Source organism: Amycolatopsis sp. NPDC102389 (assembly GCF_044765885.1).
Classification (GTDB): Bacteria; Actinomycetota; Actinomycetes; order Mycobacteriales; family Pseudonocardiaceae; genus Amycolatopsis.
The window spans coordinates 1-21992 of the sequence record NZ_JBIWKX010000083.1 but is presented as its reverse complement, the minus strand read 5'-3'; the positions used below and the strand labels follow the sequence as shown (position 1 = coordinate 21992).

General features: G+C 69.1%; 23 protein-coding genes. 9 read left to right on the top strand and 14 right to left on the bottom strand.

Annotated features, from left to right (window positions below):
- Nucleotides 1–3: 3 nt before the first annotated feature.
- Nucleotides 4–1257, bottom strand: a complete 1254-nt coding sequence (locus ACIRGA_RS37715; protein WP_400951061.1) for a DUF222 domain-containing protein — start codon at nt 1255–1257, stop codon at nt 4–6.
- A gap of 409 nt (nt 1258–1666) precedes the next feature.
- Here ACIRGA_RS37715 and ACIRGA_RS37710 point away from each other — a divergent pair, with 409 nt between their 5' ends.
- The gene (locus ACIRGA_RS37710) at nt 1667–3046 is read left to right on the top strand and encodes a neutral zinc metallopeptidase (RefSeq protein WP_400951058.1); all 1380 of its coding nucleotides are present in this window, start codon (nt 1667–1669) and stop codon (nt 3044–3046) included.
- 71 nt (nt 3047–3117) lie between these two features.
- Here ACIRGA_RS37710 and ACIRGA_RS37705 read toward each other — a convergent pair whose 3' ends face one another.
- From ACIRGA_RS37705 to ACIRGA_RS37660, 10 genes are all read right to left on the bottom strand, one after another.
- The gene (locus ACIRGA_RS37705; RefSeq protein WP_400951055.1) at nt 3118–4287 is read right to left on the bottom strand and encodes an acyl-CoA dehydrogenase family protein; all 1170 of its coding nucleotides are present in this window, start codon (nt 4285–4287) and stop codon (nt 3118–3120) included.
- A gap of 1 nt (nt 4288) precedes the next feature.
- Nucleotides 4289–5227: a 3-hydroxyacyl-CoA dehydrogenase NAD-binding domain-containing protein gene (locus tag ACIRGA_RS37700; RefSeq protein WP_400951051.1), complete on the bottom strand. Its 939-nt coding sequence runs from the start codon at nt 5225–5227 to the stop codon at nt 4289–4291.
- A complete protein-coding gene (locus ACIRGA_RS37695; RefSeq protein ID WP_400951048.1) occupies nt 5224–5970 on the bottom strand; it encodes an acetoacetate decarboxylase in 747 nt (248 codons plus the stop codon). Before ACIRGA_RS37695 ends, ACIRGA_RS37700 begins: the two co-directional genes overlap by 4 nt.
- Nucleotide 5971: 1 nt before the next feature.
- Nucleotides 5972–6739, bottom strand: coding sequence for a crotonase/enoyl-CoA hydratase family protein (locus ACIRGA_RS37690; RefSeq protein ID WP_400951046.1), 768 nt, complete (start codon nt 6737–6739; stop codon nt 5972–5974).
- Between the two features lie 9 nt (nt 6740–6748).
- Nucleotides 6749–7906 (bottom strand): CaiB/BaiF CoA transferase family protein, encoded by a 1158-nt coding sequence (locus ACIRGA_RS37685; RefSeq protein WP_400951043.1) that lies wholly within the window; start codon nt 7904–7906, stop codon nt 6749–6751.
- Nucleotides 7907–8017: 111 nt separating this feature from the next.
- Nucleotides 8018–8926, bottom strand: coding sequence for a LysR family transcriptional regulator (locus ACIRGA_RS37680; RefSeq protein ID WP_400951040.1), 909 nt, complete (start codon nt 8924–8926; stop codon nt 8018–8020).
- Between the two features lie 4 nt (nt 8927–8930).
- On the bottom strand, nt 8931–10286 hold the full coding sequence (locus ACIRGA_RS37675; RefSeq protein WP_400951037.1) for a histidine kinase dimerization/phospho-acceptor domain-containing protein: 1356 nt from the start codon (nt 10284–10286) through the stop codon (nt 8931–8933).
- Nucleotides 10283–10972 carry a response regulator gene (locus ACIRGA_RS37670; RefSeq protein WP_400951034.1) on the bottom strand — a complete coding sequence of 230 codons (690 nt, stop codon included), beginning with the start codon at nt 10970–10972 and terminating at the stop codon, nt 10283–10285. Before ACIRGA_RS37670 ends, ACIRGA_RS37675 begins: the two co-directional genes overlap by 4 nt.
- 12 nt (nt 10973–10984) lie before the next feature.
- Nucleotides 10985–11149 carry a hypothetical protein gene (locus ACIRGA_RS37665; protein ID WP_167333177.1) on the bottom strand — a complete coding sequence of 55 codons (165 nt, stop codon included), beginning with the start codon at nt 11147–11149 and terminating at the stop codon, nt 10985–10987.
- Nucleotides 11146–11514: a hypothetical protein gene (locus ACIRGA_RS37660; protein WP_400951031.1), complete on the bottom strand. Its 369-nt coding sequence runs from the start codon at nt 11512–11514 to the stop codon at nt 11146–11148. The genes ACIRGA_RS37665 and ACIRGA_RS37660 overlap by 4 nt, the downstream gene beginning before the upstream one ends.
- 73 nt (nt 11515–11587) lie before the next feature.
- On the opposite strand from ACIRGA_RS37660, the gene ACIRGA_RS37655 reads away from it, so the two are divergent.
- From ACIRGA_RS37655 to ACIRGA_RS37640, 4 genes are all read left to right on the top strand, one after another.
- Entirely contained in the window at nt 11588–13381 is a 1794-nt protein-coding gene (locus ACIRGA_RS37655) for a CocE/NonD family hydrolase (protein WP_400951028.1), read from the top strand.
- 272 nt (nt 13382–13653) lie between these two features.
- The gene (locus ACIRGA_RS37650; RefSeq protein ID WP_400951025.1) at nt 13654–14091 is read left to right on the top strand and encodes an SRPBCC family protein; all 438 of its coding nucleotides are present in this window, start codon (nt 13654–13656) and stop codon (nt 14089–14091) included.
- 51 nt (nt 14092–14142) lie between these two features.
- Nucleotides 14143–14724, top strand: coding sequence for a TetR/AcrR family transcriptional regulator (locus ACIRGA_RS37645; RefSeq protein ID WP_400951080.1), 582 nt, complete (start codon nt 14143–14145; stop codon nt 14722–14724).
- 35 nt (nt 14725–14759) lie between these two features.
- A complete protein-coding gene (locus ACIRGA_RS37640; RefSeq protein WP_101606269.1) occupies nt 14760–15122 on the top strand; it encodes a helix-turn-helix domain-containing protein in 363 nt (120 codons plus the stop codon).
- Here the strand turns inward: ACIRGA_RS37640 and ACIRGA_RS37635 are convergent.
- Complete coding sequence (locus tag ACIRGA_RS37635) at nt 15112–15762, bottom strand: response regulator (RefSeq protein ID WP_400951021.1); 651 nt, start codon at nt 15760–15762, stop codon at nt 15112–15114. The genes ACIRGA_RS37640 and ACIRGA_RS37635 overlap by 11 nt on opposite strands.
- Nucleotides 15759–16967, bottom strand: coding sequence for a sensor histidine kinase (locus tag ACIRGA_RS37630; protein ID WP_400951019.1), 1209 nt, complete (start codon nt 16965–16967; stop codon nt 15759–15761). Before ACIRGA_RS37630 ends, ACIRGA_RS37635 begins: the two co-directional genes overlap by 4 nt.
- A 113-nt stretch (nt 16968–17080) precedes the next feature.
- On the opposite strand from ACIRGA_RS37630, the gene ACIRGA_RS37625 reads away from it, so the two are divergent.
- The gene (locus tag ACIRGA_RS37625) at nt 17081–18535 is read left to right on the top strand and encodes an ArnT family glycosyltransferase (RefSeq protein ID WP_400951017.1); all 1455 of its coding nucleotides are present in this window, start codon (nt 17081–17083) and stop codon (nt 18533–18535) included.
- 2 nt (nt 18536–18537) lie between these two features.
- A complete protein-coding gene (locus ACIRGA_RS37620) occupies nt 18538–19182 on the top strand; it encodes a GPP34 family phosphoprotein (RefSeq protein ID WP_400951015.1) in 645 nt (214 codons plus the stop codon).
- Here ACIRGA_RS37620 and ACIRGA_RS37615 read toward each other — a convergent pair.
- Nucleotides 19165–19785 (bottom strand): TetR/AcrR family transcriptional regulator, encoded by a 621-nt coding sequence (locus ACIRGA_RS37615; protein ID WP_400951077.1) that lies wholly within the window; start codon nt 19783–19785, stop codon nt 19165–19167. The two genes, ACIRGA_RS37620 and ACIRGA_RS37615, sit on opposite strands and share 18 nt — an antisense overlap.
- A gap of 55 nt (nt 19786–19840) precedes the next feature.
- On the opposite strand from ACIRGA_RS37615, the gene ACIRGA_RS37610 reads away from it, so the two are divergent.
- Together ACIRGA_RS37610 and ACIRGA_RS37605 are read left to right on the top strand one after the other, a co-directional pair.
- Entirely contained in the window at nt 19841–20383 is a 543-nt protein-coding gene (locus ACIRGA_RS37610; protein ID WP_400951012.1) for a PH domain-containing protein, read from the top strand.
- Nucleotides 20380–21885, top strand: coding sequence for a PH domain-containing protein (locus tag ACIRGA_RS37605; RefSeq protein ID WP_400951009.1), 1506 nt, complete (start codon nt 20380–20382; stop codon nt 21883–21885). Before ACIRGA_RS37610 ends, ACIRGA_RS37605 begins: the two co-directional genes overlap by 4 nt.
- Nucleotides 21886–21992 lie beyond the last annotated feature (107 nt).

Sequence of the window (21992 nt, the reverse complement as noted above, 5' to 3'; positions counted from 1 at the left end):
GGTTCAGACGTGGTGGAGGGTGTTGCGGCGGGGTTTTCGGAGCGGATCCCTGTATTGGGGTGGGATGAACTCCGGTAACCCGTCGGCCGCCATCCGTACTTCCCAGTCACCATGGTGAATCAACCTATGGTGGAAACCGCACAGCAGCACCAGATTCCGCAGATCCGTCGGCCCGCCATCCACCCAGTGATGAATGTGATGGGCGTGGCAGTTCTTCGGCTTCCGATGACACCCGGGGAACGCACAACCCCCGTCCCGGATGTTCAACGCCCGGCGCTGACCGGGGGTGACGAACCGTCTCAGCCGCCCCACATCCAGCGGTTCACCCGCCGCGCTCATCACGACCGGCAACATCAGGCAGTCGCAGGCGGCGAGCCGTGCTTCCCGGGCGGTCATCGTCCCCACGAAGTCCAGGCACGCGGTCCCGAGACCTGATTTGAGTTCCTCGAGGCCGATGGTTACGTGGACGAGGGTTCGGTAGCCGCTGGTGCCGGGCTGGTCCGGGCACGCGATCGCCAAATCGAGGATATCGACCCACGCATCCCCCATGCGTTCGCACTTCATCCGCAGATCCGCCTGCCCGAACTCGTCGACGGGCCGTGGTTGGGCGTAGGCCTCGAGGACGGCAGCGGTGCGGGCACCAGTCTCGTCATCGAGCAGACCGGTCAGCTTCCAGAAGCCGTCCTTGCGGCGCTCCAGGGTGATCTCGCGGCGCGGCTCTTTCGGCTCGGGATCCTTGGGTTCCTTGCCGTCGGGGTCCAGCCAGCCCAGCAGGTTCGCTTCGGCGTCGGCGAGCTGGCGGGGACCGGCGTTCGGGGCCAGGTTGGCGAGGATCTTCTCCGCGCTCTCCCGATCCTCAGCGGTGGTGTCGGCGGGGAGTCTTTTCAAGATGTCCAGGATCTGATCGATCCGCTCATCCCCAACCAGTCCCGCGGCAGCGACCGCGGCGGTGGCGGGCGCGACGGGCGGAAGCTCGGTGCCGTCCAAGGCGCGAGTCGGGTTCAGGGCAAGGGCCCGTTTGACCACGGCACTCGCCTCGCCGGCCGACAATCCCGCTATATCGGCGAACCAGGCAGCCGTCCGCCCGTAGCCGTACAAGTCTTTCGCGCCACGGGACTCGATCTCCGCCAGGAACTGCCCCAAAGCAGCGGTGGCCATCCGAATCACCTGCAGGGATTGCTGCACGCCCTGGGCAAGCTCCAGCTTGCCGGCACGCCACAGTTCCTGCGGCAGTTCGGGGAGGAAGGTCTCGGGCACCCTTCAATAATACCGCAATCCAGTCGAACATGTGTTCGTAATTTTAAGCAACCAGCGAAATGCGCGAACAACACTGAAGGGTGATGGCGGCCCGTAAAGCGACCACGCAAAGAAAGCATTGCGTAATTAGGGTGTTTGCGAGTGCGGTGACCACCAAGATTCACGCACTGGTCACCGCCGACATGCGGCCAACGTCGGTCCGGCCTCACGGCGATCCGCATCTGATGCCCCTGCTCGACCAGCGTCCAGGCAGCACGAAGCCAGAAGCCTTAGAGCGTCCTTCAGCGGGCCATCAGCCGGGCCTCCCCAGATCGTGATCCCCGCGAACACCCCAAGATTCTTTTGAACCGCATCGCGCTCTCCTCCGTGTGGATGACATCGGAACCGACGGGAGACGGGGGATCGCGCGATGAAGTATCGGGCCGGCTGGATGATTCTGCTGAGCCTCTGCCTCACCGCTTGTGCCGCGCCAGTGGGCGGAGTGGCGCAACCGGTCGATCCCACCCGCGTCGCCGGGCTCGAGATCACCGACGGCCCCAGCGGCCTCAAGCCTGGCGTGCTCGACGCCGGTCTTCCGGTCGACGGGGGTGACGGTGGAGAGATCGACGGGCTCGCGGCCAACGCCGTCGCCGACGTCCAGCGGTATTGGCGCGAGCATCTGCCCGCCACCTTCGAACGCGAGTTCCGGCCGCTGACGACTCTCGTCTCCTACGATTCGGGCGGGCGCGGCCGCCAGATCTGCGGAGCTTCGACGGCCGGGCTGGTGAACGCCTTCTACTGTTCGGGGGAAGACGTCGTCGCGTGGGATCGCGGGGAGTTGTTGCGGGGGCTCAACGATTCTCTCGGCCCCGCGGCGGTCATGGCCGTGCTCGCCCACGAGATCGGCCACGCCGTCCAATTCCGGCTGGGGCTACCGGCCGCGACGCCGTCGATCGTCAAGGAACAGCAGGCCGATTGCTACACCGGGGCGTACCTCCGCTGGGTCGCCGAGGGTAAATCGCCCATGTTCCAGGTGTCCACCGGCCGCGGGCTCAACGAGGTCCTCACGGCGTTGTTCCAGATCCGGGACTCCGCGGGGGTCGCCTTCGACGACGATGGCGCGCACGGCAACGCCTTCGACCGCGTTTCCGCGTTCCAGTTCGGCTTCAGCGACGGGCCCGCCCGGTGCGCGAAGATCGACGAGCGTGAGATCGAAGGCCGGAGCACACAAGGCGGATTCGGCTCGGCCGCGGCGAATGCCCGCCTCGACGACCGCCAGGCACTCGCCACCCTCACCACCAGCCTGCGGCAGGCTTTCCGCCTCGCGGCCACCCCGCCGACGCTCACCACGGGAGCGGCGTGCGGCGTGACGACGGAGGACGCGCTCGCCTCGTATTGCTCGGAGTCCAACCAGATCAACCTCGACCTCGACGGCCTCGTCCGGATCGGCACCCCGCCACGCCGCGGACAGCAGGGCGGCATCGGCGACTTCGCCGCGTTCGCCGAAGTCGCGTCGCGGTACACGCTCGCGGTCCAGCAGGAGGGCGGGTTCCGGCTCGACGGGCCGGTGGCCGCGCAGCGCACCGCGTGCCTCACCGGATTCTGGGCGTCGACCCTGGTGGACGGCGGGGCGCTCACGTTGTCACCGGGCGACCTCGACGAGGCCATCGCCGAGATGCTGACGCGGAACAGCCTGATCGCGGCGGACGTCCGGGGCCGGACCCTCCCGGCCGGGTTCGCCAGGGTCGCCGCCTTCCGCGACGGTTTCTCCTCCAGAAGCCAAAAGACTTGCGGCGACAAGTACCGCTAGACAGTCCGTGAAGGCCTCCTTCCCTACCCTCAAGGTAGTGAAGGAGGCCTTCACGGACTTTGGCCCTCAGATCACACGAACGCGCTCTGCCCGGTGATCGCCTTCCCGACGATCAGCGTGTTCATCTCCCGCGTGCCTTCGAACGAGTAGATCGCCTCGGCGTCGGTGAAGAACCGCATGATGTCGTTGTCCAGCACGATCCCGTTTCCGCCGAAGATCTCACGACCCCAGGCGACGACCTCCCGCATCCGCGAGGTCACGAACGCCTTCGCCAGCGACGAGTGCTCGTCCTTGAAGATCCCGGCGTCCTGCAACCGGGCGAGCTGCACCAGCATGCCCCACGACGCGGTGATGTTGCCGAGGCTCTTCACCAGCATGTCCTGCACCATCTGGAACCGCGCGATCGGTCGGCCGAACTGCTTGCGCTCCTTGGCGTAGTCCAGGGCGAGTTCGTAGGCGCCGATCATCACGCCGAGCGCCTGCCAGGCCACGCCGCCGCGGGTCGCGCGCAGGATCTCGGCGACGTCGCGGAACGAGTCGATGCCCTGCAGCCGGTTGGCTTCCGGCACCCGGACGTCGGTCAGGGTGATCTCGGCGTTCTCCACGATCCGGAACGCGAATTTGTTCTCGATCTTGACCGGCACGAAGCCGGGCGAGTCCTTTTCGACCACGAAACCCTTGACGTTGTTGTCCTTTTCGTCGCGGGCCCACACGATCACGAGGTCGGCGAAGGTCGCGTTGCCGATCCATTTCTTGGCACCGTTGAGGATCCAGGTGTCGCCCTCGCGTCGCGCGGTGGTCCGCATGCCGCCCGCGACGTCGGAGCCGCCGAGCGGCTCGGTCATCGCGAAGGCGCCGATCTTGTCCATCGCCGCCATCGACGGGAGCCAGCGGTCACGCTGTTCCTGGTCACCGCCGGAGTAGATGCTGTACATCGCGAGTCCGTTGTGGACACCGAAGAACGTGGCCACCGACGGGTCCGTGCGGGTCATCTCCATCGCCATCATGCCGTTGAGCAGGTGGCTGGTGGCCGGCAGGTGTTCGCCGTAGCCCTCGTAGGGCAGCCCGGCGACGCCGAGTTCGCGGAACTTGCCGACGAGTTCGTGCGGGAACTCGCCCTTGGCCCAGTACTCGTTCACCAGCGGCTTGACCTCGGCGCGCATGAAGTCACGCGTCTTGAGCAGCAGCTTGCGCTCCTCCTCCGGCAGCAGGTCCTCGTAGTCGTAGAAGTCGGCGGTCATCTCAGTTCTCCTCCTTGCGAGTACGGCTGGCACTGTCCAAAGCGGACAGCACCGCGAGCTGCTTGCGGTCGCGCGCCTCGGCGAGTTCCGAGTACGTGGAGGAGCCGTAAGCGGATTCCACGGCTTCGATGAGCCGTTCCTGTTCTTCGGGGTTCTGCGAGGGCTGACCGAGGCCTGCCCACATCTGCTTCATCGACTTGCCGATGTGCTCGGCCATGTGCCGGTAGCCGCCGGGGCCGCCGCCCAGATGCGAGCCGAGGAACGGCCCGACCGTCGACCAGCGGATGCCGAGCGAGTTCGTCATCACCGCGTCCAGTTCGGACGGTGAGACGACGCCCTGTTCCACCAGGTAGATCGCCTCGCGGCTCAGCGCGTTCTGCAGCCGGTTGCCGACGAAGCCGGGGATCTCCTTGCGTTCCACCACCGGCGTACGGCCGGTGGACCGGTAGAACTCCACGGCCCGCTCGACCGACTCGGCACTGGTGCGTTCGCCGGGTACGACCTCGACCAGCGGGATCAGATGCGGCGGGTTGAACGGGTGTCCGATGAGGACTCGCGACGCGTCGTCCAGCTCCGCCGCGAACGCCGTCGAGGGGATCGCGGAAGACGAGCTGAGAAGCAGCGCGTGAGACGGTGCTTCGCGGACCAAGGTCGCGAACAGGTCCTTTTTGAACTCGACGTTCTCGGGTCCGTTCTCCTGCACGACATCCGCGTGCCGGACGGCTTCGGTGACGTCAGTGGCGAGGTGGACGCGAGGGGCGAGGTCGGCGGCGGCCCGGCCGAGATGCGGGGCGAACGCCTCCAGTGCGCCGGTGACGGCGTCGGCGAGATCCGGCCGCGGGTCCGAGACCCAGACCTCCAGGTCGTGCGCGGCGAACAACGCCGTCCACGACAGGCCGATCGTGCCCGCGCCGATCACCGCGGCGGTGCGAAAAGTCATGACCGTGCTCCCTTCAAGTAGTCGAAGACCGGCTTGACCGGGGCGAGCGTCAGGTCGGTGAGGATGTGGCTCGCGGAAACGACCTCCAGGACCGGGAGATCGGCGAGCGGGGCCAGCACGTGCTGGAACAGTTGCAGCCGCGCGGGTCCGGTCCACGCTTCCTTGACCACCACGTCGGTGATCTCGGTGCGGACCAGTTCGAAGACCCGGGGCGAACCGTCGTAGTCCGGGATGGTCTTGAGCATGAACGTCGGCACGGTGATCTGCGCTTCGGCCTCGCGGACGTCCAGCCGGTGGTGCTTGTAGCCCATGGTCGCGGTCGCGACCCGCTGGCTGCCGTAATCGAGCGTCCCGACGAGCGCGCCGTTCTCGGCGAACAGCATCGGCGAACCGATGGTCTTCGGGTAGGCGCTGATCTCACGGCCGGACGCGGTGGCGGGAAAGTTGTCGAGGTACATCGCGTGCAGGTACTCGCCGCGCTCGCCCTCGAAACTCACCGGGATCGCCTGCCCGGACTCGGTGTACGGCCCGTAACCGCTGACGTCGCCCATCTTCATCACCTCGAACCGCACGAGCGGCTCGTCGATTTCCAGGGGCTCCGGCACGACGGCGCGCAGGGCGTCGGCGTCGGTGCGGTAGACGATGTTGAGGTACTCGCGATTCGTGAACCGCGGCACGACCGGCGCGTACGCGGGATTCGTGAGCGGCGTGGTCACGTGCCGGAGGACTTCTTGCTGCTTCATCTCACTCACCTGTCCACTGTGGAGCGCGGCGTTCGGCGAAGGCCTGCATGCCTTCGCGGACGTCGGCCGACTTCATCAGCGCCGGCAGCTCCGAACGCTGGGTGGCAAACGCTTGCGCGTCGGGAACGCCGTCCGCCGCGCGGACGATCTTCTTGACCAGTGCCAGCGCCAGGGGAGCGTTGGCGGCGATCCGTTCGGCCAGTTGCAGGGCGACGGCGGCGGCCTCGCCGCTCGGGACGACCCGGTTCACCAGGCCGAGGCTTCCGGCGCGTTCGGCGTCGATCGGCTCGCCGGTGAGCAGGAACTCCATCGCCAGGTGGTGCGGGATCCGCTTCGGCAGCCGGATGACGCCGCCACCGGCCGCGATCAGCCCGCGTTTCACCTCGGGCAGCCCGAACTTCGCGTCCTCGGCGGCGACGATCAGGTCGCAGCCCAGCGCCAGTTCGAACCCGCCGCCCATGGCCCAGCCTTCGACGGCCGCGATCAGCGGCTTCGATAGCTCGGCCTCGGTCAGCCCGCCGAACCCGCGGCCGGGGATCTCGGGCGACTCGCCTTTCAGCGCCGCCTTGAGGTCCATGCCGGCGCTGAACGAACCGTCCGCGCCGGTCAGGACGCCCGCCCGCAGTGTGGGATCGGATTCCAGCAGGTCCAGTGCCTCGGCCAGGCCGGCCGCGACGGCGGCGTTCACCGCGTTGCGGGCCGACGGCCGGTCGATCGTGATCAGCAGCGTGCCGCCGACCCGTTCTGTCCTTACTTCGTTGGTGCTCATGGTTCTTCCTCAGCGAGTGGTGGCGAGTTCGCGCAGGACCTCTTCGGTGTCCTGGCCCGGCAGAGGAGCCAGGCGCCGGACGGTGCCGGGGGTCGCGGAGAACTTCACCGGGATGCCGATGGTGCGGATCGAGCCCTCGCTCGGGTGCTCGACGACGTCGAGCAGGTGGCCGTCGCGGACGTACTCGTCGTCCTGCGCGTTGTCGAGTTCGAGGACGGGGGCCATCGGGATGCTGTGCTTCGCGCAGACCTCGGTCCACTCCTCGGTGGTCAGCGCCGGGGCGCAGTCGGCGATCATCGCGGCTAGCGCCTCGTGGTCGGCGCCGTCGATCGCGTCGCCGTTGACCCGCGGGTCCTCGGCCAGTTCCGGCCGCCCGGCGGCGTGGAAGAAGTCGCGGAAGTTCTGCGGGTTGTAGGGGATCACGCAGGCCATGCCGTCCTTGGTGTGCACCGCCTGATGGCCGGGGTTCAGCGACGGGCCGAACCCGGTCGGCCCTTCCGCCGGCTCGAAGACGTGCCCGGCGAGATGCTCGACGAGGTTGAACGCGATCAGCGTGTCGGTCATCGGGATCTCGACTCGCTGGCCCTCGCCGGTCCGATCGCGGTGCACCAGCGCGGCGAGCACGGTGTAGGCGATGGTCAGGGAAGAGACCTTGTCGCCGATGATCGTCGGCAGGTAGACCGGCTTGCCCAGCGCGCGGTTCGCGACGTCGACCAGCCCGGACGACGCCTGCACCGTCTCGTCGTAGGCGGCGTGACCCGCGCGGTCGGAGTCGCCGCGGAATCCCTGCGCGTGGGCGTAGATCAGGCCGGGATTGCGCGCGGCGAGGTCGGCGTGGTTCATGCCGAGCCGGCTCAGCGCGCCGGGGCGCATGTTGGTGATCAGCACGTCGGCGGTGTCGATCAGCTTGAGCGCCTGCTCGCGTTCCTCTTCGTCCTTCAGGTTGAGGGCGACGCTGCGCTTGTTGCGGTTGACGTTCAGGTTGAGCGCCGTCATACCCGGCGTCGTGCGGAACTTGCCCACTCGCACGGTGTCGGCGGGCGACTCGATCTTGATCACGTCGGCGCCGAGGTCGCCGAGGATCTGCGCGGCGTACGGGCCCATGACCACCGTCGAGAGGTCGATCACGCGAACGCCGTCCAGCGGTCCGGTAGCGGTTTGTGTCATTTTGCTTCCCCTTCGCCGTTGTTCGCTCTACAACCGAAGTTAGGCGCGAATTGCGGTAAAGGGAATGATCAAGAAACGCGGAATGGTATGACCGCAGCGGTCATACCATTCTCAGGTCGAAAGCGGTTCGGCGAAGATCTCGCGTACCCCGGCCACCAGTTCGGCGAGGTCGCCCTCCTCGGCGCGGTCCCGCCGCCAGACCAAGGCGGTCTCCAGTTGGGGGCGGAAATCGGCGAACGGCAGGATGGTCGCGCCCTCGACCAGGAACAGGTGCATCGGGCTGGCCGGATCGAGCATCGTGATCGAGAACGACGAACCGTTCGCCACCAATTCGGAAATGCCCGAATATTCGGTTCCGCCGACCTTGAGCCTTTTCTTGATGCCCGCTTTCGACAGGGTGTGGTCCATATCGCCCGAATAGGCCGGAATGCTCTCCGAAGCCGACGGAATATAGGACAGATCGCTCAATTCGGCGATGTCCACCGTCTCCCGTCCGGCGAACCGGTCTGCGGGGACGACGGCGCCGAGCCGCTCCACCTGCACCGGGACGATCTCCAGCGCGGGATCGGTCACCGGCATCCGGACCAGCGACAACGCCAGCTTGCCCTCGTGCACGGCGGCGACCAGATCGGGCGTCGTACCCGGCCAGCGCTTGAGCTCGAAGCGGTCGTGACAGCGCTCTTCGAGCCGTTTGACCCGCTCCCGCAGAGCCGGGTGCACGCCGGCGGGGATGCCGATGAACACGGTGCTCCGCCGGGGTTTCACCGCTTCCTGCAATCGCCAGGGGATCGCGTTGACCTGTTCGAGGACGTCCCGCGCGATGGGGAGCAACGCGGAGCCCGCCGCGGTGAGCGTGACGTGGTGCGTGCTGCGGTCGAACAGCTTGTGGCCCAGTTCGTGTTCGAGATCCTTGATGCGCTGGCTCAGCGGGGAGGCGGCCATATGCAGTCTGCGGGCCGCCTGGGAGAAGTTCAGTTCCTCGGCGACGGCCACGAAGTACCGCAGGTGCAACATCTCCACGGGTTCACCCTAACCGGAAGGCCACGGTGAACGCGGCTCCGCCTTCCGGTGCCGGCCCAGCCGTGAGCGTCCCGCCCATGCGGGTGACCAGGCCGTGCGCCAGCGCGAGCCCGATACCCGAACCGACCGGGCGGCTGTCTCGGTAACGCCGGTTCAGCACCCCGCGCTCGAACGCGACCGGATAGTCCTCCGGCGCCAGGCCGGGCCCGCCGTCCCGCACCGCCAGCCGGGCCTGGCCGTCCGCCGCGACCAGCGAGAACACGATCGGCGCGCCCGCCGGGGTCACGCGCAGGGCGTTCTCGGCGAGCCCATCGACGACCTGGCGGAGCCGCCGCGGATCGGCGATCACCGGAACCTCGCCGGGCGGCCGCTCGACCAGGAGCGTGACGTCCTGCTGCGCGCACCGCAGCCGCCAGACGTCGGCGCATTCGTCGATGAGCGCGGCGAGATCGAGGCGGGCCGGGTCGAGGCGGAACTCGTCTGCGCCCAGCCGTGCCAGCTCCAGCAGGTCGCTGACCAGGCGTTCCAGCCGGACGGCCTCACGATGGATGGTCTGCCCGGCGCGGCGCGCGTCCTCGCCTTCGGCCACGCCGTCGCCGATCGCCTCGGCGAATCCGGTGACGGCGGTCAGTGGCGTCCGTAATTCGTGAGACACCGAAAGCAGGAACTCGCGCTGCCGCGCCTCGCTGTACTGGAGGGCGTCGGCCAGTTCGTTGACCGACTTCGCCACGTCCGCGACCTCGGACGGGCCTTCCACCGGAACGCGCAGGTCACGGCGCCCGGAGCGCATCCCGTTCGCCACCGACGCGGCCCGGCGCAGCGGCCGTGACAGCATCCGGCTCAGCAGCAGCCCGGCGATCGCGGCGACCGCCAGACCGGCGCCGAGCGCGAGCACGGTGTTGCGCACCAGTGGCCGTCCGCGCGCCTCGCCGATCTTCGTCGGCTGGACCAGCGCGAACGCGGCGCCCTTGGCGCCCACGGTGCGGACTTCGACGAGGTACTGCTGGCCTTCGACGGTCACCGTGTCCGAGCCGGTGCGCGTGAACCCCGCCTTGGTGGCCGCGGCCGCCGTAACGGTCCCGTCGCCGTCGATAGTCCCGTTAGGACGGCGGACGACGACGTCGATCCCTTGTCCTCGAACGACTTCCGCAGCCTTCCCGACGCGGAGCCGATTGCCGATCCCGGTCTCGTCGAGCTGGCTCGCGACCACGTCGGCCTGCGCCGAAAGCGACTGCCGGAGCACGTTGGTCCCGGCGGTGCGGATGAGCCGGGCCGCGACCAGCCCGGCGACCACCACCGCCACCGCGGCGATCGCGAGGCACACCACGGTGATCCGGAGTGCGAGCGACGTCCGGTTCATCCGGCGTCCGCCGCGTAGCCGATCCCTCGGACCGTCCTGATCGGACTGTGCTCGCCGAGTTTCCCGCGCAGCTGGGCGATGTGGACGTCCACGGTCCGCGTGCCCGCCGAAGCCGCGTAACCCCAGACGGAACTGAGCAGCTGCTCGCGGCTGAACACCTGACCGGGCCGCCGCACCAGATGGGTGAGCAGTTCGAATTCGGTCGACGTCAGCGCGATCTCGGTGCCGTCCGCCCAGACCCGACGCTGGGTCACGTCGACGCGAACGTCGCCCGCCGTGTAAGTCTCGGCAGGCGACGGCGCTCCGGCGGCACGGCGCAGGACGGTCCGGACCCTCGCCGAGAGTTCACGCGGGCTGAACGGTTTCGTCAGATAGTCGTCCGCGCCGATCTCCAAGCCCAGCAAGCGGTCCAGCTCGTCGTCGCGCGCGGTCACGAACAGCACGGGCGTCCAGTCGCCGTCCGCGCGCAGCGTCCGGCAGATCTCGATACCGTCCATTCCGGACAGTCCGATGTCGAGCACGATCGCGACCGGGCGCAATCGCCGGATCGTGGCCAGCGCCGCGCCGCCGTCCGCCTCCACCCGCACGCCGAACCCGTCCCGCCGCAGATACAGCGAGGCGAGCTCGGCGATCGCGGGGTCGTCCTCGACGACCAGCACCAGCCCGCGTCCCGGTTGTGTCGTCACCGGCCGATCCTGTCACGGGGCAGGGTCGCCTGCCATGTCCTGCTCGATCGAGTCGAGGGTGTGCTGGACGTCGCTCAGTTCGCCCGGCGCCGGGCTCGACGCGGGCTCGTCGTCGGTGCAGGCGGCCGTGCCGAACAGCGCGAGCGCGGTCAACGTCGCGGCCAGGAGACGTTTCACTTGCCCGCCTTGCAATGCGCGCCGACGAACGCGTCGAGCTTCTGCTTGGCCGCGGTGAGCTCGGGAAGCCGTCCGCTGCGGGTGTCGGCCCGCTTCTGGAGCCTGTCGGCGGTGTCGTTGTGGCCCTTCTTGCGCTGGTTCTCGGCCCTGGCCTTGAGATTCGCCACCGAGCCGCGGATCTCGGGGCCACCGTTGATGCGCTCGGTGAGCTTCGTGGTGCGCTGGGTGAGCTTGGGCAGCCATTCGGCGCACAGCTGCTGGGACTCTTCGGGGCTCAGGGTGATCGGTGCCTGGGCCGAGGCGGCGGGGGCGAGCGCGACGAGGCCGGCCGCGGTGAGGCAGACGGCGATGGTGTGTTTCAGCATGCGAACAGCGTCGCGCGGCCGGATACGAGGAATGTGGGGGAAATGTTCGGGGTTTGTAAGCGATACTCGGACGATGGGGATCAAGAGCTTGACCGTCACCGTGGTGGCGGCGCTGGTGCTCACCGCCGCGCCCGCCGTCGCGTCACCCGCGTTCGTCCTGCGTGACGGCGTCAGCGCGCCGGTGTTCTCCTACGAGAAGGCCATCCGGGAGACCGCCTGGGTGGAGACCGGCCAGGACCTCGACCGCGACGGGCGGACCGACCGCGTCGCCGCCGACATCATCCGCCCGGCGGAACCGGCCGCCCGCGGGCAGCGCGTTCCGGTGATCATGGACGTCAGCCCGTACTTCGAGAAGGTCGGGCGCGGCAACGAGCGCCAGCCGAAGACGTACCTCCCCGACGGCACGCCGTCGCAGTTCCCGCTCTTCTACGACAACTACTTCGTCCCGCGCGGATACGCGGTCGTGCTGGTCGACGTCGGGGGCACCAATCGCTCCTCCGGGTGCTTCGACGACGTCGCGTCCGGCAACGGCGTCGTGAACTGGCTCAACGGGCGCGCGAACGCGTTCCGCACGCCGTCCGGGCCCGAGCGGGTCCGCGCGAGCTGGGCGAACGGGTCGGTCGGCGCGATCGGGAAGTCGCAGGACGGCGCGACGGCGATCGGGATGGCGGCGTCCGGGATCGAGGGGTTGAAGACGATCGTGCCGATCGCGGGGGTCAGTTCGTACTACGAGGTCCACAATTCCCACGGCGCTTACTTCGGCTGGGCAGGCGGTCCCGGTTTCTACAACGAGCGTGCCGCGAAGCTCTGTCAGCCGTTCGAAGAGGACAACGCGCGGCGCGCGGGGACGGACGGGAACTTCACCGAGTACTGGCGCGGGCTCGACTACGTCGCGAAGACCGGCAAGGTGCGCGCAAGCGTTTTCGCGTCCATGGGCTTCCAAGATCTCAACGTCAACCCCATCCAGTTCGGGCCCTGGTGGGAGGCGCTGAACGCCTACGGTGTGCCGCGCAAGGCATGGCTGCACCAGGCGGCGCACGTCGACCCGTTCGATCTCGACCGGTCCCAGTTCGTGCGCACGCTGCACCGCTGGTTCGACCGCTGGCTGCTCGGCGTCCGCAACGGCGTCGAGACCGAACCCGCGATCCGGATCGAGCACGCCCCGGATCGCTGGACCGACGAACGCCGCTGGCCGCCGGTCACGCAGTCGCGCGTGGTGTGGCCATCGATGTCGGGCGGGCTGGGAAACAGCCCGTCGTCAGGCGTGGCTTCGGTGACCGACGATCCGGCGCGCGGGGCGTCGCAGTGGGTGGAGAACCCGTCGGTGTCCAGCCCGGACAGGCTCGTTTTCGCAGGTGAACCGGTGCGGGCGGACACGCGCGTCGCCGGTACCGCGACCGTCACGGTGACCGCCCGTTCGGACAAACCCGCCGCGCGGCTCGGCGCGGTGCTGGTCGACTACGGCCCCGCGACGGTCCGGAACACGAAATTCCCCGCGCTCGGCACCAAGGACCTGACGACCCGCTCCTGCTGGGGCGCGGGCACCGCCGCCGACACCGGCTGCTTCCTCGACACCGTCGCGGATCTGACCACTGTGGACAGACAGATCGTGGCGACCGGCTGGGCGGATCTCGGTCACCACCGGTCACTGTGGCGGGGCGAACCGCTTGTGCCGGGCAAGGCGTACACGATGACCTTCCGGCTGAGCAGCCTCGACCATGTCGTCCCGGCGGGGCACCGGCTGGCGCTCGTCCTGGGCGGGACCGACGGGGACATGTTCGATCCGGAGCTGCCCGCGCTCGGGGCGCGGGTGACGTTCGAGCTGGGCGGGACTTCGCTCTCGCTGCCGGTCGCCGGCCGCGTTTAGTCCTCTGAATGCGCGGGTGGGCGTGTCGCGAAAGCCACTTTCGCGACGTCTGATGTCCCGAAAGTGGCTTTCGCGACATGAGTGCCCGGGCCGGACGGGGGAGAACTCGCTCCGCGTTTAGTCCTCTGAATGCGAGAGGGCAAGGGCGTCGGCTGGCTAAGGTCTGAACCATGAGCCTGCCCGGCTCTTGGCTGCGCCTTCCGGCCATGCCAGAGCGGCCGCGGCTCCCGACGACTTCCCCTGGCACGAACCATCGGAGTGAAGGAGAACGCATGGCGAAGATCCAGCGCATTTCCGTCCACGGCCACACGAGCGCGAGCCCGGAAGCCGTCTACGACCTCCTCGTGGACCGCGAACATTGGCCCGACTGGTCGCCCATGGGCGCGTTCCGCCTGCTCGAGAAGGGGGACGAGAACGGCCTCGGCGCCGTCGGCGTCTTCCGCACCAACGGTGTCAACAGCTGCGAAGAGGTCATCGCGCTCGAACCCGGCAAGCGCTTCGGCTACTCCCTGAAGAAGGGGCTCCCGGTGCGCGACTACCGCGCGTACGTCGACCTCACGCCCGAGCGGAACGGCACCGCGATCCACTGGCATTCCACGTTCACCGCCAAGATCCCGGGCACCGGCTGGTTCTACCGCCGCTTCCTCGGCACCTTCATCGGGCGCATGGTCGAGAGCCTCGTGGCGCGCGCCTCGCGCGACGCACCATAAAGTAGGCGCATGGCAGCCCCACGACGCACGCAGGAGGAACGCAGCGCCGCGATGCGCGTGAGGCTGCTCGACGCCACGATCGACTGTCTCGTCGAGTACGGCTACGCGGGCACCACGACCACCCGCGTCGCGGATCGCGCCGGGGTGACCCGCGGCGCGCAGGTGCACCACTTCCCGACCAAGACCGACCTCGTCACCTCCGCGATCCGGCATCTCGCGGCCAAGCGCACCGAGGTCGCGATGGCGGAGATCGACCGGCTGAAGGCGTCGGCCGACCCGGTCGGCGACGCGCTGCAGCTGCTGTGGGAGATGCACCAGGGCCCGGTCTTCTCGGCGACCGTCGAGCTGTGGGTGGCGTCGCGGACCGACACGGAGCTACGTGCCCAGATGGCGGTCGTCGAGCCGATCGCGACGAGCAGCCTGGTCGAGTTCGGCAAGGCGCTGCTGCCGGACCATTCGGCGCATCCCGAGTTCCTGCACGCGGTGTACACGGCGATGGACGTCGTCCGCGGCATCCTCATCGCCAGCTGGGCGACCCGCGACCAGACCGAGCTGGAGGCGCGCTGGGAGCGCGGCCGCCGCCATCTGATCCTGCTGTTCGAGGCGTTGATGCAGCCCGCTCCCTCTCGCTAGGCATGTTACTCTCCCAGGGAGAGTGAGGAGGTCACGTGCTCGGAAACCCGTACGACCCCGACTGCCCCACCCGCGCGCTGCTCGATCGCATCGGCGACCAGTGGACCGTGCTGATCGTCGGCGTGCTCGGCGACGGCCCGCTCCGGTTCACCGAGATCGGCAAACGCGTGCGCGGCATCTCGCAGAAGGTCCTCACCCAGACGCTGCGCAGCCTCGTCCGCGACGGCATCCTGACGCGCACCGCGTACCCGGAGATCCCTCCGCACGTCGAGTACGAGCTGACCGCGCTCGGCCGCAACCTCGCCGAACCGCTCGAAATGCTCGACAAATGGGCGCGCGTCCACATGGGCGAGGTGCTCGACGCCCGCAAGAGCTACGACGGGCAGCTCAGCGCTTGACCAGACCGGCCTCGTGCGCGAGCAGCCCCGCCTGGGTCCGGTTCGCGCAGTCCAGTTTCACCAGCATCCGCGACACGTAGCTCTTCACCGTCGCCTCCGCCAGGTGCAGCCGCGCCGCGATGTCCGCATTGGACAGTCCTTCGCCGAGGCAGGCCAGGACATCGGTTTCGCGTTCGGTGAGCCCTTCGGTCTTCCGCCGCGCGTCGTCCCCGCGACGCCGTCCGTCGGCCGACATCGCCACCAGCCGCCGCGCCGCTTCGGGGGAGAGCACCGTATGCCCGTCGGCCGCGACCCGGACGAGGCCGATCAGATCCTCCGGCGGTGTGGACTTCACCAGGAATCCGGCCGCGCCCGCCCGCAGCGCGCGGATGACGTAGGTGTCCGCGTCGAACGTCGTCAGCGCGACGACCGCGGGCGGCTCCGGGAGCTCCGCGATCCGCTCGATGGCGGTCAGCCCGTCGACGCCCGGCATCCGCAGATCCATCAGCACCACCCGCGGCTTGTGCCGGATCACCGCTTCGACCGCTTCGGCGCCGTCCTGCGCTTGGGCCACCACCTCGATGTCGTCCGCGGAACCGAGGATCGTCCGCAGATGCGCGCAGACCATCGGCTCGTCGTCGACGACGACCACCCGGATCACCGATCCCCTTCCGCCGTCGGGACGTAGGCGGGCAGTATCGCATCGACGCGGTATCCGCCGCCCGTTCGCGGCCCGGCGTCGAACCGGCCGCCGATCAGCTCGACACGTTGCCGCAGCCCCGCCAGCCCCGCGCCAGAACCGCTTCCCGCCAGCGCGGGGTCCGGTGCGGCACCGGCGCGCGTGTTCTCCACCGCGACGTCCAGACCGTCCGCGTGGTACCGGAGTTCGACGGTCGCGGACGAGCCCGGCGCGTGCTTGCGGACGTTCGTCAGCGCTTCCTGCACGACGCGGTACGCCGTCCGGGCGACGGTCGGGGAGAGCCGCCCGGGGTCGCCGCGCACGATCAGTTCGGTCGGGATGCCCACCGACGCCGACTCCGCGACCAGTGTCGCCGGATCGCCCGCCGTGCCCTCGGTGAGCGTGGGCGGCTCGGCGTTCGCGCCGTTGCGCAGCACACCGACGAGATCGCGCAATTCGTCCAGCGCCAGCGCGCCTTCGCGCCGGATGTCCTCGGCGGAGGTCCGCACCGTCGCGTCCGCCGAGACGACACCGAGCGCGCCGGCGTGCAGCACCATCAGGCTCAGCCGGTGCGTGACGACGTCGTGCATCTCCTCGGCCAGTTTCCGCCGTTCCTCGCCGCGGGCGCGTTCGGCGAGCAGGTGCTGTTCGCGTTCGGCCCGCTCGGCGCGGTCCCGCAGCGAGCGCAGCAACTGGCGCCGGGCCTCGAAGTACAGCGAGATCGTGGTGGGCAACGCCGTGCTCAGCAGGCCGAACGGAGTGGTGTTCCAGTGCGCGTCCCACGGCCGCGACGCGCAGACCGCCAGGATCGCGGTCAGCCACAGCAGGGTCCGCCGGTCGATCAAGCGGGCCAGCTGGCTCAGCACCACCGGGGTGATCGTCGGGACGGTCATCAGCGTCAGCTGCCGTTCCGGCACCAGCAGGCCGGGGGAGAACAGGTCGGAGGCGAGCATCAGCAGCGCGCCCGCGGTGATCAGGCCCGCGACCAGCCGGGGGAACCGGAACAGCAGGATCAGCGAGAGATCGAGCACCACCTGCAGCGTGACCCCCGCGGCCGGTCCCGCCCAGCCGGCCGTCGGTTCGCCGAACACGTACAGCGTGACGTCGAGGCCCGCGAACGCGAGCGCCGCCAGCGTGAGCCACAAGGTGTCGAACGGACCCGGCCGGAACGACCTGCTTCTCTCCACCCGGTCACGGTAACCACGCGGCGACCCGGGGCGGGGAGATCCGCAACTTTCGTCTATCCGATCACCCTCCTTACCCGCTATCGAGCCGGGCGCGTCTGCGCTGGACTGGGAACATGAGCATCGCGACCCAGACCGTCCGAACAGGACAGGAGCAGACCTTCGCCCGGCTGCCGGTGTTCGCCGTCGCCGCGCTGGCGGCGGCCGCGCTGCTGGCCACGAGCGGCCGGTACGCGCACGGATTCGACGAGCTGTACTTCCTGATGGCCGGCCGGGAGCACCTCGCGTGGGGATACTTCGACCAGCCGCCGCTGATCCCCGCCCTGGCCGGGGCGATGGACTCGCTGTTCCCCGGATCGCTGGTGATGCTGCGCCTCCCGATGGCACTGGCGGCGGCCGCGGGAGTGGTCGTCACCGCGCTGATCGCGAGGGAACTGGGCGGCGGACGCGGCGCGCAGGTGCTCGCGGCCGGGCTCTACGCGACGTCCGGGGCGATCATCGTCAGCCATTGGATCGGCACGTACGTCTTCGATCCGTTCCTGTGGACGGTGATCGTCTGGCTGGTCGTCCGCTGGGTGCGCGTCCGCCGCGACGGGTTGCTGGTGTGGGCGGGCGTGGTCACCGCGGTCTCCTTGCAGACGAAGTTCCTCATCCCGGCCTTCTGGGTGCTCGCCCTGATCGCCGCGGCGGTGCTCGGGCCGAGGGAGCTCGTGCGGCGGCCGAAATTGTGGCTGGGCGCGGGAATCGCCGTCGTCGCGACGATCCCGACACTGCTCTGGCAGGCTTCGAACGGCTGGCCGTACCTCATCATGAACGAGGTCGTCTCGGCGGAATTCCCCGGCACGTGGCCCTTCCTGCGCGACGGCTTCCTCATGGCGGGCGTCGGGGCGGGTGTGCTCGCGTTCGTCTACGGCCTCGTCCGGCTGAACTTCTCCCGTGAACTTCGCGGCTATCGCTTCTTGGGAGTAGCGATAGCCGCGCTCATCGTGGCGTTCCTGGTGCTGCATGGACGTTCCTACTATCTGATGAGCGTCTTCGCGCTGCCGTTCGCCACCGCGGCGACGGGTTTCACGCTCCACGTTCGCGGATGGCGGCCGATCGCCTGGCCCGTGATGGTGCTTTCGGCGGTGATCACCCTCGCGGGCCTGCCGATCTACCCGGCGACCATGACCCGGACCAGCTTCGGCCCGATCGCCCTCGGCAGTTCGTTCGCCGGTGGTGAACTGCCGCAACAGGAACTGGTCAAGGCGGTCGGCGAGACCTACGCGGCCTTGCCGCCGGACCAGCGGGCACGCACCGCGGTGTACGCGGAGATCTATCCGTTCGCCGCCGCGACCGAGTTCTACGGCGCGCGGTACGGCATCGACCACGTCTACAGTGGACACCGCGGCTACTGGTATTTCGACCGGCCTCCGGAATCGGCGGACAGCGTGCTGTTCCTGGGCTTCGATCCGGAACTGCTCAAGCCGTACTTCGCCACGGTGACGCCGGTGGTGGAAGGGCTGCTGTGGCGGTACGACGGCAGACACGGTTCCTGGGACGAGATTTGGCCCAAGCTGGAAAGGCACTGACGATGACCGAACTTTCGTTGCCCGCCAAGGCGTACCTGCTCGCCTGCGACGTCGGCGCGAACAAGCTGCGCGACCGGGCGCGCGCGGGTCTGCTGATCCGCGGTGCCGCGCTGACCGATCTCGTGGTGCGTGGCAGCGTCGCCGACGAGGACGGGCGGGTCGCCGCGTCGGCCGCCGGGCCGACCGGGGACCTCGTCCTCGACGAGATGCTCACCGAGATCGCGGGGGAGAGCCCGCGCAAGTGGAAATGGTGGGTGCGCAAGGACGCGCGCGGCACCTTGGAGGCGGTGGAGTCCCAGCTGGACACGGCGGGGGTGATCGAACTGAAGACCGGGCGGACGCTGGGCCTGTTCCCGTCGCGCCGCCCGGTCGTGCGGGACCCGGCCGTCGTCGAACGGCTGCGGGCCTCGGTCGATCAGGCGTTGCGCGGCTCCGGGCCGGTGTCCGATATGGACGCCGCGCTCACCGCGCTGGTGGCCGCCGTCGAACTCCGCGGCGTCGTTTCGGGCCGGGACAGGCGCCGGTACAAGGACCGGATCGAGGAGTTGAGCGAACGCGGCGGAGACGCGGTTCCCGCGTTGCGGAAGCTGTTCCGCGAGCTGCGGGCGGTGCGCGCGTCGGCCGCGTCCTCATCCGGCGGGAGCTGAGCCGAACAGTCGGTCGAGGTGGTAGTCCACAGTGGACAGCACCTCGTCCGGTGTCCGATGCTTCATCACGATGTTGGTGCCCTGGGAATCGGCGAGTGCCCAGAGGATCGCGGCCTCGTGCATCGGATCGGCGGACTTGTCGACATCGCCCGCCTCCTGGCCCTGGCGGATCAGGATGGCGAACAATTCGAACAGTTTCGGCACGCCGTCGGTGTACGCGGCGGAGAAGGAGGAGTCGGAGATCGCGCGGATGAAGAACGCCACCCCCATCAGCCAGTTGCCGCGGCCACGCTCGTCGAGCGGCAGGATCTCGACCATGATCGCGCGGATGATGGCCTTCGGCGTCGAGGGCAGTTCGCCCGCTTCCAGCTGGGCTTTGATGCGCTCTTCGTACAGCTGTGAGCGGCGTTCGACGGCGAACAGCAGCATCTCGTCCTTGGTCTTGAAATAGTGCTGCACCAAGCCCATCGACATACCCGCCTCGGCGGCGACGTGCCGGAGGCTGACTCCTTCGAGGCCGCGCGAGGCCGTCAGCCGCGTCAGCGCCTCGGCGATCTCCGCGCGTCGTGCGCCGTGATCCACCTGTTTCGGCACCTTCACCATCCGTTCCGCCGTTTGCAATGCGATCGCATTGCCACTACTCTCCATCGCTATTACGATGCGATCGCATTGTAAACGATCGTCGGGGGAGGACTCGGTGGAAGCCGAACGGGGGAAGGTGCGGCTGAGGCCGCCGCGGAACGTGCTGGATCGGCGGGCCGTGGGCTGGTGGCGGCTGCAGGGGACGCTTTTCTGGGGTGCGCCGGTGCTGGTGCTGGTGGTGCTCGGGCTGCTCATCACGCCCGCGCGGGCCTGGCTGCTGACACCGGCGGTGGTGTTCGCGGTGCTGGGCGTGGTCTGGGTGATCGCGATGCCGCTGTGGTGGTTCAAGGTGCATCGCTGGGAGGTCACGGAGACGGCGGTGTACGCGCGCTCCGGGTTCTTCTGGCAGGAGTGGCGGGTCGCGCCGATGTCGCGGATCCAGACCGTGGACACCCTGCGCGGACCGCTGCAGCAGGTGTTCAAGCTCGCGACCGTCACGGTCACCACGGCGTCGGCGCGCGGCGCGGTCAAGATCCGCGGGCTCGACCACGAACTGGCGGCGACCCTGGCGGAGCAGCTCACCGAAACGACGCAGGCGACGCCAGGGGACGCGACATGACCTCGGGCGAATTCGAGGGCTGGAGCACCCTCGACAAGAGGACACTCGGCGTCACCGCGCTGACCATGACGGGCGCGGCCGTCGCCGCCGGGATCCCGACCACGGCCGCGATCGTGGGCGGCGGCGCGAGATTCTGGGTCACGATCGCCTGGGTCGTCGCCGGCGGGGTGCTCCTCGTCGCCGGCAGTGTGCTGGTGGACCTCGTCCACTGGAAAGGGGTGCGGTACCGGGTCACGCCGGACCGGCTGGAGACGGCGTTCACGCTGGTCTTCCGCTCGCGCAAATCCCTGCAGCGCGAACGGATCCGCAACGTCGACCTGACGGCGAACCCGCTGCACCGGCTGCTCGGCGTGGCGGTGGTGACCATCGGCACCGGCTCGCACGAATCGGGCGGGCAGGGCCGGATCAAGCTCAACCCCGTCTCACGCGCCGAAGCCGAGCGGCTGCGCGCGGATCTGTTGCGCCGCGCGGAAACCGCGGAGACCGACGAGGACGCGCCGCTCGCCGAGCTGGACCGAAGCTGGATCCGGTACGCGCCGATGTCGTTCCTGACCCCGGCGCTCGGTCTCGCCGCGGGCGGCGCGCTCATGCAGGTCTCCGAATGGGCGGGGCTGCAGAAAGGCCTGATCGACTGGGTGATCGGCCTGTTCCGCGGTATCCCGCTGGTGGTCACGATCCTGATCCTGCTGGCGATCGCGATGGTCGTCGGCCTGGTCGGCGCGCTGGGCCTGTGGGTCGAGATGTGGTGGAACTACCGGCTCGACCGCGAAACCGGCGGCACCCTGCGAGTGCGCCGGGGCCTGTTCACCACCCGCTCGATCTCGATCGAGGAACGCCGGATGCGCGGCATCGACCTCGTCGAGCCGCTCGGGAACCGGATCTCCGGCGCGGCGCGCGTCGACGCGATCGCCACCGGCATGCGGCAACGCGACGACAAGGACAAGACCGACTACCACACGCTCCTGCCCGCCGCGCCGGTCGCGACGGCCAACCGGATCGCCGCGGCGGTCCTGCGCGAGCCGGTCTCACCGACCGAAACCGTCCGGCTCACCGGGCATCCGCGCGCCGCGCGGGGACGGCTGCTGCGCTGGTGGGTCGGTTCGGTGGTGGTGCTGCTGGCGATCTTCGCGATCCTCGGCTTCCTGCTGACCGACGTCCTGCTGGTGATCGGCGCCGCGCTGGGTGTCGTGCTGCTGCCCGCGTCGGTGCTGCTGGCGCTGGACGCCTATCGCAACCTCGGGCACGGGATCACCGGGCGGTACCTCGTCGGACGGCACGGGACCGTGCGGCGGAGCACGTTCGCCCTGGAACGCGACGGCGTGATCGGCTGGACGGTGAAACAGTCGATCTTCCAGCGGCGCAAGGGTTTGCTGACCGTCGTGGCGACCACGGCCGCCGGTGGCGGGGCGTACTCGGTGTACGACGCGGGGGAGGAGCAGGGGCTGCTGTTCGCGGAGGAGTCCGTGCCGGAGCTGCTGACGCCGTTCCTGGAACGCGCCTGACGCTTCGGTCCAGCGGGTCGGGGGGGGGGGGGGGGGGGGGGGGGGGGGGGGGGCGTGGAAACAAACGACAACCCACCCCCCGACAGCAACCACCACGACTGCACACA

Coding starts and splice junctions, on each gene's coding strand:
- ACIRGA_RS37710 (WP_400951058.1), top strand. CDS start 1,667: ATGAAGTATCGGGCCGGCTGGATGATTCTGCTGAGCCTCTGCCTCACC.
- ACIRGA_RS37705 (WP_400951055.1), bottom strand. CDS start 4,287: ATGACCGCCGACTTCTACGACTACGAGGACCTGCTGCCGGAGGAGGAG.
- ACIRGA_RS37700 (WP_400951051.1), bottom strand. CDS start 5,227: ATGACTTTTCGCACCGCCGCGGTGATCGGCGCGGGCACGATCGGCCTG.
- ACIRGA_RS37695 (WP_400951048.1), bottom strand. CDS start 5,970: ATGAAGCAGCAAGAAGTCCTCCGGCACGTGACCACGCCGCTCACGAAT.
- ACIRGA_RS37690 (WP_400951046.1), bottom strand. CDS start 6,739: ATGAGCACCAACGAAGTAAGGACAGAACGGGTCGGCGGCACGCTGCTG.
- ACIRGA_RS37685 (WP_400951043.1), bottom strand. CDS start 7,906: ATGACACAAACCGCTACCGGACCGCTGGACGGCGTTCGCGTGATCGAC.
- ACIRGA_RS37675 (WP_400951037.1), bottom strand. CDS start 10,286: ATGAACCGGACGTCGCTCGCACTCCGGATCACCGTGGTGTGCCTCGCG.
- ACIRGA_RS37660 (WP_400951031.1), bottom strand. CDS start 11,514: ATGCTGAAACACACCATCGCCGTCTGCCTCACCGCGGCCGGCCTCGTC.
- ACIRGA_RS37655 (WP_400951028.1), top strand. CDS start 11,588: ATGGGGATCAAGAGCTTGACCGTCACCGTGGTGGCGGCGCTGGTGCTC.
- ACIRGA_RS37650 (WP_400951025.1), top strand. CDS start 13,654: ATGGCGAAGATCCAGCGCATTTCCGTCCACGGCCACACGAGCGCGAGC.
- ACIRGA_RS37645 (WP_400951080.1), top strand. CDS start 14,143: ATGCGCGTGAGGCTGCTCGACGCCACGATCGACTGTCTCGTCGAGTAC.
- ACIRGA_RS37625 (WP_400951017.1), top strand. CDS start 17,081: ATGAGCATCGCGACCCAGACCGTCCGAACAGGACAGGAGCAGACCTTC.
- ACIRGA_RS37620 (WP_400951015.1), top strand. CDS start 18,538: ATGACCGAACTTTCGTTGCCCGCCAAGGCGTACCTGCTCGCCTGCGAC.
- ACIRGA_RS37615 (WP_400951077.1), bottom strand. CDS start 19,785: ATGGTGAAGGTGCCGAAACAGGTGGATCACGGCGCACGACGCGCGGAG.
- ACIRGA_RS37610 (WP_400951012.1), top strand. CDS start 19,841: ATGCGATCGCATTGTAAACGATCGTCGGGGGAGGACTCGGTGGAAGCC.
- ACIRGA_RS37605 (WP_400951009.1), top strand. CDS start 20,380: ATGACCTCGGGCGAATTCGAGGGCTGGAGCACCCTCGACAAGAGGACA.